Annotated in this window: 13 protein-coding genes; 8 read left to right on the forward strand and 5 right to left on the reverse strand. The window is 61.4% G+C overall.

Translation table 11 applies throughout. The features are described 5' to 3' along the window. Positions 1 to 53: 53 nt before the first annotated feature. The 4 genes from SNL23_RS07795 to pilG are packed head-to-tail and all read right to left on the reverse strand — an operon-like array spanning position 54 to position 3,447. Positions 54 to 2,093: a methyl-accepting chemotaxis protein gene (locus tag SNL23_RS07795; protein ID WP_076017745.1), complete on the reverse strand. Its 2,040-nt coding sequence runs from the start codon at positions 2,091 to 2,093 to the stop codon at positions 54 to 56. Further along, positions 2,090 to 2,614 (reverse strand): chemotaxis protein CheW, encoded by a 525-nt coding sequence (locus tag SNL23_RS07800; RefSeq protein WP_167664098.1) that lies wholly within the window; start codon positions 2,612 to 2,614, stop codon positions 2,090 to 2,092. The genes SNL23_RS07795 and SNL23_RS07800 overlap by 4 nt, the downstream gene beginning before the upstream one ends. A 12-nt stretch (positions 2,615 to 2,626) precedes the next feature. Further along, positions 2,627 to 2,992: a twitching motility response regulator PilH gene (gene pilH / locus SNL23_RS07805; protein ID WP_017476512.1), complete on the reverse strand. Its 366-nt coding sequence runs from the start codon at positions 2,990 to 2,992 to the stop codon at positions 2,627 to 2,629. A gap of 47 nt (positions 2,993 to 3,039) precedes the next feature. After that, the gene (gene pilG / locus SNL23_RS07810) at positions 3,040 to 3,447 is read right to left on the reverse strand and encodes a twitching motility response regulator PilG (RefSeq protein ID WP_003213736.1); all 408 of its coding nucleotides are present in this window, start codon (positions 3,445 to 3,447) and stop codon (positions 3,040 to 3,042) included. Between the two features lie 239 nt (positions 3,448 to 3,686). Here pilG and gshB point away from each other — a divergent pair, with 239 nt between their 5' ends. From gshB to SNL23_RS07845, 7 genes are all read left to right on the forward strand, one after another. After that, positions 3,687 to 4,640 (forward strand): glutathione synthase, encoded by a 954-nt coding sequence (gene gshB, locus SNL23_RS07815; RefSeq protein WP_010167673.1) that lies wholly within the window; start codon positions 3,687 to 3,689, stop codon positions 4,638 to 4,640. 77 nt (positions 4,641 to 4,717) lie between these two features. Continuing rightward, positions 4,718 to 5,617, forward strand: coding sequence for an energy transducer TonB (locus SNL23_RS07820; protein ID WP_003213740.1), 900 nt, complete (start codon positions 4,718 to 4,720; stop codon positions 5,615 to 5,617). 190 nt (positions 5,618 to 5,807) lie between these two features. Then, on the forward strand, positions 5,808 to 6,377 hold the full coding sequence (locus SNL23_RS07825) for a YqgE/AlgH family protein (protein WP_063026519.1): 570 nt from the start codon (positions 5,808 to 5,810) through the stop codon (positions 6,375 to 6,377). Further along, complete coding sequence (gene ruvX / locus SNL23_RS07830) at positions 6,377 to 6,814, forward strand: Holliday junction resolvase RuvX (RefSeq protein WP_003213744.1); 438 nt, start codon at positions 6,377 to 6,379, stop codon at positions 6,812 to 6,814. Before SNL23_RS07825 ends, ruvX begins: the two co-directional genes overlap by 1 nt. 174 nt (positions 6,815 to 6,988) lie before the next feature. Then, entirely contained in the window at positions 6,989 to 7,495 is a 507-nt protein-coding gene (gene pyrR / locus SNL23_RS07835) for a bifunctional pyr operon transcriptional regulator/uracil phosphoribosyltransferase PyrR (RefSeq protein ID WP_318301965.1), read from the forward strand. Positions 7,496 to 7,519: 24 nt separating this feature from the next. Beyond that, positions 7,520 to 8,524: an aspartate carbamoyltransferase catalytic subunit gene (locus SNL23_RS07840; RefSeq protein WP_167664094.1), complete on the forward strand. Its 1,005-nt coding sequence runs from the start codon at positions 7,520 to 7,522 to the stop codon at positions 8,522 to 8,524. Then, a complete protein-coding gene (locus SNL23_RS07845) occupies positions 8,521 to 9,792 on the forward strand; it encodes a dihydroorotase (RefSeq protein WP_076017741.1) in 1,272 nt (423 codons plus the stop codon). Before SNL23_RS07840 ends, SNL23_RS07845 begins: the two co-directional genes overlap by 4 nt. A 134-nt stretch (positions 9,793 to 9,926) precedes the next feature. Here SNL23_RS07845 and SNL23_RS07850 read toward each other — a convergent pair whose 3' ends face one another. Then, the gene (locus SNL23_RS07850) at positions 9,927 to 10,355 is read right to left on the reverse strand and encodes an NINE protein (protein WP_076012988.1); all 429 of its coding nucleotides are present in this window, start codon (positions 10,353 to 10,355) and stop codon (positions 9,927 to 9,929) included. 249 nt (positions 10,356 to 10,604) lie between these two features. Here SNL23_RS07850 and SNL23_RS07855 point away from each other — a divergent pair, with 249 nt between their 5' ends. After that, entirely contained in the window at positions 10,605 to 11,240 is a 636-nt protein-coding gene (locus SNL23_RS07855; protein ID WP_076012989.1) for a C40 family peptidase, read from the forward strand. Positions 11,241 to 11,249: the final 9 nt, after the last annotated feature.

The following is an 11,249-nucleotide window of genomic DNA, read 5'->3' on the forward strand; positions in this document are numbered from 1 at the left end:
GGGCATTCTGAATGAACGCGGCGCTCTCGGGTTTTTCGCGAGCAAGCTCGCTCCTACGGGGCTGGCGGCAAGGTGAACCCCGACACCGACCGCCGCAGCTGACTGGCCATTTTTGCCAAGTTGCCGATGCTCTCGGCAGTGGCCGTGGAGCCAGAGGAAGTTTGAGTGGTGATCTGCTGAATCACGTTCATCGTCAACGATATCTGCCCTGCCGACGACGTCTGCTGCTGCGCCGCGTTGGAAATACTCTGGATCAACGCCGCCAGGGTTTTCGACACACCTTCGATCTCTTCCAGCGCCACGCCGGCGTCCTGGGCCAGCCGCGCACCGCGCACCACTTCGGTGGTGGTCTGCTCCATGGAAATCACCGCTTCGTTGGTGTCCGTCTGGATCGCCCGCACCAGGGTTTCGATCTGCCGCGTCGCCGCTGAAGAACGCTCGGCCAGGCGCTGTACTTCATCGGCCACCACCGCAAAACCACGCCCGGCGTCACCGGCCATGCTCGCCTGGATCGCCGCGTTGAGGGCGAGGATGTTGGTCTGCTCGGCGATGTCGTCGATCAGGCTGACGATGTCGCCAATCTCCTGGGACGATTCCCCCAGGCGCTTGATGCGCTTGGCGGTGTCTTGGATCTGTTCGCGGATGTTGTCCATCCCGTGGATGGTGTTGTGCACCACCTCATTGCCCTTGTTGGCGATCTCTACCGAACGCTCGGCCACTGCCGAAGATTCGGCGGCGTTGGCCGACACCTGGTCGATGGACTGGGCCATCTGGTTGATCGCCGTGGACGCTTCGGCAATCTGTTGCGCTTGATGCTCCGACGCTTGGGCCAGGTGCATGGCGGTGGCCTGGGTGTCCTGCACCGCGCCAGCCACCTGGCCGGCGGTGAGGTTGATGGTCGCCACCAGGTCGCGCAGCTGGTCCACGGAATAGTTGATGGAGTCGGCGATGGTGCCGGTGAAGTCTTCGGTGACCGAGGCGGTGACGGTCAGGTCGCCGTCGGCCAGGTCTTCAATCTCATCCAGCAGGCGCATGATCGCGTTCTGGTTGCGCTCGTTTTTTTCAGCGGTTTCCCGCAACTGGCGGTTGGTCTCGCGGACCATCACCAGGCCGATCAGGATGATCGAGGCCAGCGCCAGCAAGCCCAGCACGTAGCCGCCGATGGTGTCGAAGGTGCGCCCGTCGGCCAGGTTTTCAAAACCGGTGGCCAGGTGCGAGGCTTCGTCCAGCAGGGTTTGCGACAGGTTGAAAATATTGCTCGCCGAGGCGCGCACCTGGAACAGTTGCGGCGAGGTCTCGAGGATTTCGTCCACGGAGCCGGAGACGAATTCGAACAGCTCGGCGATTTCCGCCAGCCGCGCCCGCGCATCGTGATCTTCTACCTGAGAGATACGCAGCCCAGGGTTGCCCTGAAGCATGCCGTTGAGCACCTGGCCGAAACGGTTGGCATCGCGGCCAAAGGCATCGGCGGCCTGCACCGCGGTTTCGTCGCCCGCCAGCACGGTGTTCACCGCACCGAGGATGCGTTCAGCCAGCAATGACTGGCGCTGGGCCAAAGCCACCTGGCTGGCCGGCGCGCCGCGTTGCAGGAGGATGTCCACAACCTTTTCCGACTCGACCTGCAACTGCGGCACCGTTTCCGCCAAGGTGGCAGCCACTTGATGCAGCGACAACACCGTCTGTTCGCTGGCCAGAATCGCATCGGCGTTTTTCAGCAGCGCTTCCCAGTCGGTCTGCACCGCGCGCATTTCTGCGCGAACGGCGGTAGGTGCCGCGGGCAGGCCGGTGGCCGGGTCGCCTTTTTTCAGGTAACCCCAGCGCTGGGCAAAATCGTTGCGCGCATCCCCCAGCAGTTTGAACGCAGCCGCCTTGCCGGCGGCGGCCTCGGTGGCGTTCTTGGCGATGCGTTGGGACAGCACCCGCAGCTCACCGGCGTGGCCGATGTACTGCTTGTCGTAGGTGGACTGGGTGTTGAGGTAAGCGAAGTTGGCGAACAGCAGCATGATGAACACGATCAGCGCGATAAACAGCACGATGATCTGCGAGCGGCTGCGGGAAGCCTCCTGGGGTTTGACGGGAGTGACGGTACTCATGCGGCGACATCCATGAAGCCTGGGGCCAGGGCCAGGGCGAAAGGGCTGAAGACCTGCCACAGCTGGTCGCCGTCGAACTGGCCCTGGATAAACGGCGCGCTGGCCGCAGTGCTCGTCGACAATGCGTCTTGTGCGAAATGCTGCATGCCCACCACCTCGTCCACCAACAGGCCGACAAACACGTCCTGATATTCCACCACCAGCACCCGCCGTTGTTTGCGCGCCACCGACAGCTCAAGGCCGAGGAACCCGCCCAAATCCATCACCGGCAGCAAGCGCCCGCGCAGGTTGGCCACGCCCTTGACCCACGGTTTGACCCCGGGCATCAAGGTGCAGCGCGGTTCGTGCAGCACTTCTGCGACCTCGCCCATGGGAGCCACGTACCAGTGCTCGCCCAGGCGAAACCCGATCCCGCTCCAGCTGTGCAGCCGGGTTTCCTGGGACGGCAGGTCGGCAGCCAGCAAGCGGCAGCGGCGGTCGATGTCCAGCAGCAGCTCGAAGGCGGTTTGCGACTCGGTCATGGGAACGTGCCGTCAGCCGGCCAGCACCTTGTTCAGGGTGGCGATCAGGGTTTCTTCGTCCACAGGCTTGGTCAGGTAATCCTTGGCGCCCTGGCGCTCGCCCCAGATCTTGTCGGTTTCCTGATCCTTGGTGGTGATGATGATCACCGGGATGTGCCCGGTTTCAGGGTCTTTGGTCAACTGCCGGGTGGCCTGGAAGCCATTGAGGCCGGGCATGACGATGTCCATCAATACCGCGTCAGGCTTTTCCTGGCGGGCCAGCGCGACGCCGTCGCCGCCGTTCTGGGCCTTGAGGACTTCGTGACCATGCTTTTCGAGCATTTCAGTCAGTTTGTACATTTCAGTCGGCGAATCGTCGACGATCAGAACACGTGCCATGGTTTTCCCCACTTATCTAGTAGACGCAAGCCCTCGTGGGGCCCTCGTCAGTGTGCTTGTTCTACTGCGGCGAAGCCCGGTACATAGGCCTTGATCGCGCTCAGCAGTTCTTCCTTGCTGAAAGGCTTGGTCAAAAACTGATCAGAACCGACGATGCGCCCCTTGGCCTTGTCGAACAGACCATCCTTGGAAGACAACATGATCACCGGGATCGACTTGAACGCCGGGTTGTTCTTCACCAGCGCGCAAGTCTGATAGCCATCCAGGCGCGGCATCATGATGTCGACAAAGATAATGTGCGGGTGATGGTCAACAATCTTGGCCAGGGCATCGAAACCGTCGATGGCCGTGATGACGTCGCACCCTACGTTCTTCAACAGTGTTTCGGCCGTGCGGCGAATCGTTTTCGAATCGTCGATCACCATCACTTTCAAGGCGTTGGAATGCTGTTCCATATCTGCTCTACCATCGCCACAGCGAATAGGTTTTCGGTGTGTACTGCCTGATGTTGCACAGGACGAGCGTCAAAAGCCTCGGAATTCAAGGGCTGATGTGCCATGGCAGCCTTTTTAGCACAGTCTCAGAACGCAATCTATCGGCCGACCCGCGCGGTGGTTTTTCCTTGACCCACAACAGCCGCAGCGCCACTCTGACGCCACTTTTATGCGCCCTTATTTGCTAGAGGAAATCCCCCATGAGCGTTCGCGTCGGCATTGTCATGGACCCTATCGCCAGCATCTCCTATAAAAAGGATAGCTCGCTGGCCATGCTGCTGGCCGCCCAGGCCCGCGGCTGGAGCCTGTTCTATATGGAGCAGCCGGACCTTTACCAGGGCGACGGTGAAGCGCGGGCGCGGATGCGCCCGCTGCAGGTGTTTGCCAACCCTGAGAAGTGGTTCGAACTGCAAGACGAAATCGACAGCCCCCTGAGCGACCTCGACGTAATCCTGATGCGCAAGGATCCGCCGTTCGACATGGAGTTCGTCTATTCCACCTACCTGCTGGAGCAGGCCGAGCGCGCGGGCGTGCTGATCGTCAACAAGCCCCAGAGCCTGCGCGACTGCAATGAAAAGCTGTTCGCCACCCTGTTCCCACAATGCACGCCGCCCACCGTGGTCAGCCGCCGCGCCGACGTGCTGCGTGAATTCGCCGCCAAGCACGGTGATGTGATCCTCAAGCCGCTGGACGGCATGGGCGGCACGTCGATCTTCCGCCATCGCGCGGGCGACCCGAACCTGTCGGTGATCCTGGAAACCCTGACCGCACTGGGCACCCAGCAGATCATGGGCCAAGCCTACATTCCGGCAATCAAGGACGGCGACAAGCGCATCCTGATGATCGATGGCGAGCCGGTGCCTTATTGCCTGGCGCGTATTCCGGCGGCCGGCGAGACCCGTGGCAACCTGGCAGCCGGTGGCCGGGGTGAAGCCCGCCCGCTGACGGACAAGGACCGCTGGATTGCCGCCCAAGTCGGCCCAACCCTGCGTGAAAAGGGCCTGCTGTTTGTAGGACTAGACGTAATCGGCGAAAACCTCACCGAGATCAACGTCACCAGTCCGACCTGTATTCGCGAGATCGACAATGCATTTGGCACGAACATCGGCGAAATGCTGATGGCGGCCATTGCCTCCAAGCTACAAGCCAAGTGACATAGAACAGCCGGACACAAACCAACATTGCGTTATCATGCGCCACCTGTGAAACGCGCGATGTTGGTTTTCTTGTCATGACGCTCCCGTCCGATCTGCCCCCCGAACTCTCCCACAGCGGCGTGCGCCCGGCTGATCGGCTCGGATTTACCCTGTTTCTCGCGGCGTTGATTCACCTGGCGTTGATCCTCGGCCTGGGCTTCACCTTTGCCGAACCCAAGCAGATCACCAAGACCCTGGAAATCACCCTCGCCACCTTCAAGAGCGAAAAGAAGCCCGAAAAGGCTGACTTTCTCGCCCAGGACAACCAGCAAGGCAGCGGTACCCTCGACAAGAAGGCCGTGCCCAAGACCACCGAAGTGGCGCCCTTCCAGGACAACAAGGTCAATAAGGTCACGCCACCGCCAGCGCCCAAGCCGGAGGTGAAACAGGCTGCACCCAAGGCCGCCGTGACCACCGTGGCGCCCAAACCGCAGAAAGCGCCCACCCAACGGGAAAAGGCCAAGACTGAACCCACACCTGCGCCGCCGGCCCCGACGTTTGACAGCTCGCAACTCTCCAGTGAAATCTCAAGCCTGGAAGCCGAACTGGCCCATGAACAACAGCTGTACGCCAAGCGCCCACGGATCTACCGCCTCAACGCCGCCTCCACCATGCGTGACAAAGGCGCCTGGTATAAGGACGAGTGGCGCAAGAAGGTCGAGCGCATCGGCAACCTGAACTACCCGGACGAAGCTCGCCGCCAGCAGATCTACGGCAATTTGCGACTGCTGGTGTCGATCAACCGCGACGGCACCTTGTACGAAGTGCAGGTGCTGGAGTCCTCCGGCCAGCCGCTGCTGGACCAGGCGGCGCAACGCATCGTGCGCCTGGCAGCGCCTTTTGCGCCGTTTACCGGGGACTTGAACGACATCGACCGCCTGGAAATCATTCGCACGTGGCGCTTTGCCAAAGGTGACCGACTGTCCAGTAACTAACCGCCCCTGCTCTCTGTAGGAGCGAGCTTGCTCGCGAAGGTCGTTAACGATAACGCGAGCTTTCTGGTTTAACCCGGCGCTCTCCGGTTTTTCGCGAGCAAGCTCGCTCCTACAGAGAATCAACACGCCAAACCAATTCCTGCGCATCCTCAGCTTGTCAGTTCGCCCCTCCAACGCCACACTAGCGGACATGAAAAATGTCAGCCCGACCTACCTCAAGCACCAATTCCTGATCGCCATGCCTCATATGGCCGACCCGAACTTTGCGCAGACCTTGACCTACATCGTCGAGCACACCGCCAATGGTGCGATGGGGCTGGTCGTCAACCGCCCGCAAGACCTGAACCTGGCCGATATCCTCGAGCAACTGCGCCCGGACATCGACCCGCCCGCCAACTGCCAGCACGTACCGATCTACATCGGCGGGCCAGTGCAGACTGACCGGGGTTTTGTGCTGCACCCTACCGGGCCGAAATTCCAGGCGACCGTCGACCTTGAAGGACTGTCGCTTTCCACTTCCCAGGATGTGTTGTTCGCCATCGCTGATGGCATCGGGCCTGATCAAAGCGTGATCACCCTGGGCTACGCCGGTTGGGAAGCCGGGCAACTGGAGGCCGAGCTGGCGAGCAATGCCTGGCTGACCTGCCCGTTTGACGCCGACATCCTGTTCAACACCCCCAGCGAACTGCGCCTTGAAGCCGCCGCCGCCAAGCTGCGGATCAACCTCAGCCTGTTGACCAGCCAGGCGGGGCACGCCTGATGGCCTTGCGTCTGATCCTCGGCTTTGACTACGGCACCAAACAGATCGGCGTAGCGGTCGGCCAGGTCATCACCGGCCAGGCCCGCGAGCTGTGTACCTTGAAAGCCCAGAACGGCGTGCCGGACTGGAACCAGGTCGAAGCCCTGATCAAGGAGTGGAAGCCCGATGCCGTCGTGGTCGGCTTGCCCTTGAACATGGACGGCACCCCGAGCGAGATGTGCCTGCGAGCCGAAAAATTCGCCCGCCGCCTGAATGGCCGTTACAACCTGCCCTTCTATACCCACGACGAACGCCTGACCACCTTTGAAGCCAAGGGCGAGCGCCGCGACCGTGGCGGGCAGAAAGGCAGCTACCGCGACAACCCGGTGGATGCCATCGCCGCGGCCCTGCTGTTGCAGGGCTGGCTGGATGAAAACACCGCTTTATTTGAATCCTGAATTGCCGCATTGCTTTTTGTAGGAGCGAGCTTGCTCGCGAAAAACGTCAACGATTACGCGCGCGTCCAGTGATGCACGCGGTGCCTGTGAGTTCTTCGCGAGCAAGCTCGCTCCTACAGTGTCTTTTACGTTTGAGCCCGGACCTTGCCTGCGCAAGGCCTTGAAGGAGCCACCATGAGCCTGCCCAATCCCGCCGACCTGATCAGCCAGATGGCGATCCGCCTCAAGGCGCACCTGGAACACCGCGCTATCAGCGAGCCGCGCTTTATCGGCATCCGCACCGGTGGCGTGTGGGTGGCCCAGGCACTATTGGAAGAACTGCGCAGCGATTCGCCCCTGGGCACCCTGGACGTGTCCTTCTACCGTGACGACTTCAGCCAGAACGGCCTGCACCCGCAAGTGCGTCCTTCGGCCCTGCCGTTCGAGATCGAAGGCCAGCACCTGGTGCTGATCGATGACGTGCTGATGAGCGGTCGTACCATCCGCGCCGCCATGAACGAATTGTTCGACTACGGCCGCCCGGCCAGCGTGACGCTGGTCTGCCTGCTGGACCTGGATGCCGGCGAATTGCCGATCAGCCCGGACGTGGTCGGCGCCACCCTGTCCCTGGAAGCCCACCAGCGGGTAAAATTGTCCGGTCCCACGCCGCTCGAACTCGAACTGCAAGACCTTGCCCTTTAAACCGCCTTGTAAAGAGTCCCCGCGATGACGCCTCTAGATGCCAAGCGCCCGCTGCAGCTCAACGCTCAGGGCCAGCTGCAACACTTCCTGTCCCTCGACGGCTTGCCCCGCGAACTGCTCACCGAAATCCTCGACACGGCCGACTCGTTCCTCGAAGTCGGCGGCCGGGCGGTGAAAAAAGTCCCACTGTTACGCGGCAAGACCATCTGCAACGTGTTCTTCGAGAACTCGACCCGCACCCGCACCACCTTTGAACTGGCGGCCCAGCGCCTGTCGGCTGACGTGATCACGCTGAACGTGTCCACCTCGTCGGCGAGCAAGGGCGAAACCCTGCTCGACACCCTGCGCAACCTGGAAGCCATGGCCGCCGACATGTTCGTGGTGCGCCACGGCGACTCCGGTGCTGCGCACTTCATCGCCGAGCACGTGTGCCCGAACGTGGCGATCATCAACGGCGGCGACGGCCGTCACGCCCACCCGACCCAGGGCATGCTCGACATGCTGACCATCCGTCGGCACAAAGGCAGCTTCGAAAACCTCTCGGTGGCCATCGTTGGCGACATCCTGCACTCACGGGTAGCGCGCTCGAACATGCTGGCCCTGAAAGCCCTGGGTTGCCCGGACATCCGCGTGATCGCGCCAAAAACCCTGTTGCCAATCGGCATCGAGCAGTACGGCGTGAAGGTCTACACCGACATGGCCGAAGGCCTGAAGGATGTGGACGTGGTGATCATGCTGCGCTTGCAGCGCGAGCGCATGGCCGGCGGCCTGTTGCCGAGCGAAGGCGAGTTCTATCGCCTGTTCGGCCTGACCACCGCGCGCCTGGCCGGCGCCAAGCCGGATGCCATCGTGATGCACCCGGGGCCGATCAACCGTGGCGTGGAGATTGAGTCGGCAGTGGCCGACGGCGCGCAGTCGGTGATTCTCAACCAGGTGACCTACGGCATCGCCGTCCGCATGGCTGTGTTGTCCATGGCCATGAGCGGGCAAACCGCACAACGTCAATTCGAGCAGGAGAACGCCCAGTGAAGCTCAGCATTCTCGGCGCCCGAGTCATCGATCCGGCCAGCGGCCTGGATCAAGTCACCGATCTGCACCTGGAAGCCGGCAAGATCATTGCCATCGGCGCCGCACCCGCAGGCTTCAGCGCCAGTGAAACCATCGACGCCAAAGGCCTGATCGCCGCGCCCGGGCTGGTGGACCTGAACGTCGCCCTGCGCGAACCGGGTTACAGCCGCAAAGGCAGCATCGCCAGCGAAACCCGCGCCGCCGCAGCCGGCGGCGTCACCAGCCTGTGCTGCCCGCCCCACACCAAGCCGGTGCTGGACACCTCGGCCGTGACCGAGCTGATCCTCGACCGCGCCCGCGAAGCCGGCAACTGCAAAGTGTTCCCCATCGGCGCCCTGAGCAAAGGCCTGGACGGCGAACAGTTGGCCGAGCTGATCGCCTTGCGCGACGCCGGCTGCGTGGCCTTCGGCAACGGTCTGGAGAGCTTTCGCAGCACCCGCACCCTGTGCCGCGCGCTGGAATATGCTGCGACCTTCGACCTGACCGTGATTTTCCACTCCCAGGACCGCGACCTGGCCGAAGGTGGCCTGGCCCACGAAGGCGCCACGGCAAGCTTCCTTGGCCTGCCGGGCATCCCGGAAACCGCCGAGACCGTGGCCCTGGCCCGGGACCTGCTGTTGGTGGAGCAAAGCGGCGTACGCGCGCACTTCAGCCAACTGACCAGCGCTCGCGGCGTGGCCCTGATTGCTCAGGCACAAGCCCGCGGCTTGCCGGTGACGGCGGATGTGGCGTTGTATCAGCTGATTTTGACGGATGAGGCGCTGATCGACTTCTCCAGCCTGTATCACGTGCAGCCGCCCCTGCGTACCCGCGCTGACCGTGACGGTTTGCGGGCTGCGGTGAAGTCCGGGGTGGTTTCGGCGATTTCCAGCCATCACCAGCCCCACGAGCGGGACGCCAAGCTGGCGCCATTCGGCGCGACAGAGCCGGGCATCAGCAGTGTCGAGCTGTTGTTGCCACTGGCAATGACGTTGGTGGAGGATGGCTTGCTGGACCTGCCGACGCTGCTGGCACGCCTCAGTGCGGGCCCTGCCGAGGCACTGCGCCTGCCGGCGGGCAATTTGGCGGTGGGGTCGGCAGCGGACCTGGTGCTGTTTGATACGGCCAGTTCCACGATTGCCGGGGAACACTGGCTGTCCAAGGGCGAGAATTGCCCGTTCATTGGCCATAGCTTGCCGGCGAATGTGCGGTACACACTGGTGGATGGGCGGATCAGCTACCAAGCTTAAACCCGATCCAGAGTGGGCACGGTAAATGTGGGAGCGGGCTTGCTCGCGAAAGCGTTGGGTCAGTCAATAGAGATGTCGACTGACACATCGCATTCGCGAGCAAGCCCGCTCCCACATTTGGATCTCCACAAATCTTATCGACCGCCGCTGCGCTCGGCATTACGGATCGAAACCTGCGTATTCAGCGTCCAGAAGTCATACAGCACGCCGATCAGGAATAACCCACCGGTCAGCAAGTAAACGATCCCGCTGATCCATTTGCCCTGATACATGCGGTGCAACCCGAAAACACCCAGGAACGCCAACAGAATCCAGGCCACGTTGTATTCAATCGGCCCGGCCGTAAATCGCAGGTCCGCTTCCCGGTCCATCGCCGGGATCAGGAACAAGTCGATCAGCCAGCCAATCCCGAACAAACCAAAGGTGAAAAACCAGATCGTCCCGGTCACCGGCTTGCCGTAATAAAAGCGGTGAGCACCGGTAAAACCGAAAATCCAGAGCAGGTAACCGATCACCTTGCTGTGGGTGTCTTGTTGCGAAACATCCTGTCGATAGGTGTTCATGGAGTACCTCTTTCGCCTCGATAGATAAATTTTTTCATTTTCTTTGTGACTTTTTTACGGGCGCCCGACGCACGGCAAATGGTATCTTCCTTCCCGCAAAGCCTTATGCCACCTGACCTGAGTCGGACAATAGCGACAATTCGTCGCGTTTTTCCTGAATTTGACCCCAGGGTTCAGTCGACAAACGGCCTTAGAACGACACAAAAAGCTGTTATAAAGTTGCGCGCAAACCTAAAAGAGCCACGCCTAATGCGACCATTTTTCAAGACATGGCTAACCATTTGCCTATTAATGCCACTGGCCGCCCACGCCACCAATCGTGAGCAACGACTTCCAAACGTTAACGGTTTCACCCCTAAAGTTCACGCCACCACCAGCTCCGCCAAATCGGTAAAGCTGACCGTGAAGCGCCCGACTCAACTGAGCAAGGCCAACGGTAAGGCAGTTCCAGGGTTGATGGCCGTCAACACCAAGCAAAGCAGCAACGTCCTCAGCCGCGCCGTCAACGTGCTCGGTACTCCTTATCGTTGGGGCGGCAGCAGCCCAAGTAAAGGGTTCGACTGCAGCGGTTTGGTGAAATATGCGTTTAACGACGTAAAAGCCGTGGATTTGCCGCGCACTTCCAACGCCATGGCCGCCGGCCACGGGCAAAAGGTTGAGCGCAAGGATTTGAAACCGGGCGACCTGCTGTTCTTCAAACTGAAGAGCCGCCAGGTGAACCACGTTGCCATTTACCTGGGCAACGACCGCTTTATCCACGCACCGCGTCGTGGCAAGTCCGTGAGCATCGATACCCTGAAGAAGCCGTTCTGGGACAAGAACTACGTGATTGCCAAGCGTGTCCTGCCTAAAGAGCAGAACAATCTGCGGATTGTGCAGCGCTGATATCAGGCT

It is taken from the genome of Pseudomonas sp. SED1, from assembly GCF_034044025.1.
Taxonomy (GTDB): domain Bacteria; phylum Pseudomonadota; class Gammaproteobacteria; order Pseudomonadales; family Pseudomonadaceae; genus Aquipseudomonas.

What these genes read in the sequence shown, in the direction of transcription:
- SNL23_RS07855 (WP_076012989.1), top strand. Translation starts at nt 10,605, where the DNA reads ATGCGACCATTTTTCAAGACATGGCTAACCATTTGCCTATTAATGCCA.
- ruvX (WP_003213744.1), top strand. Translation starts at nt 6,377, where the DNA reads ATGGCCTTGCGTCTGATCCTCGGCTTTGACTACGGCACCAAACAGATC.
- gshB (WP_010167673.1), top strand. Translation starts at nt 3,687, where the DNA reads ATGAGCGTTCGCGTCGGCATTGTCATGGACCCTATCGCCAGCATCTCC.
- pilH (WP_017476512.1), bottom strand. Translation starts at nt 2,992, where the DNA reads ATGGCACGTGTTCTGATCGTCGACGATTCGCCGACTGAAATGTACAAA.
- SNL23_RS07840 (WP_167664094.1), top strand. Translation starts at nt 7,520, where the DNA reads ATGACGCCTCTAGATGCCAAGCGCCCGCTGCAGCTCAACGCTCAGGGC.
- SNL23_RS07825 (WP_063026519.1), top strand. Translation starts at nt 5,808, where the DNA reads ATGAAAAATGTCAGCCCGACCTACCTCAAGCACCAATTCCTGATCGCC.
- SNL23_RS07800 (WP_167664098.1), bottom strand. Translation starts at nt 2,614, where the DNA reads ATGACCGAGTCGCAAACCGCCTTCGAGCTGCTGCTGGACATCGACCGC.
- pilG (WP_003213736.1), bottom strand. Translation starts at nt 3,447, where the DNA reads ATGGAACAGCATTCCAACGCCTTGAAAGTGATGGTGATCGACGATTCG.
- SNL23_RS07850 (WP_076012988.1), bottom strand. Translation starts at nt 10,355, where the DNA reads ATGAACACCTATCGACAGGATGTTTCGCAACAAGACACCCACAGCAAG.
- pyrR (WP_318301965.1), top strand. Translation starts at nt 6,989, where the DNA reads ATGAGCCTGCCCAATCCCGCCGACCTGATCAGCCAGATGGCGATCCGC.
- SNL23_RS07820 (WP_003213740.1), top strand. Translation starts at nt 4,718, where the DNA reads ATGACGCTCCCGTCCGATCTGCCCCCCGAACTCTCCCACAGCGGCGTG.
- SNL23_RS07795 (WP_076017745.1), bottom strand. Translation starts at nt 2,093, where the DNA reads ATGAGTACCGTCACTCCCGTCAAACCCCAGGAGGCTTCCCGCAGCCGC.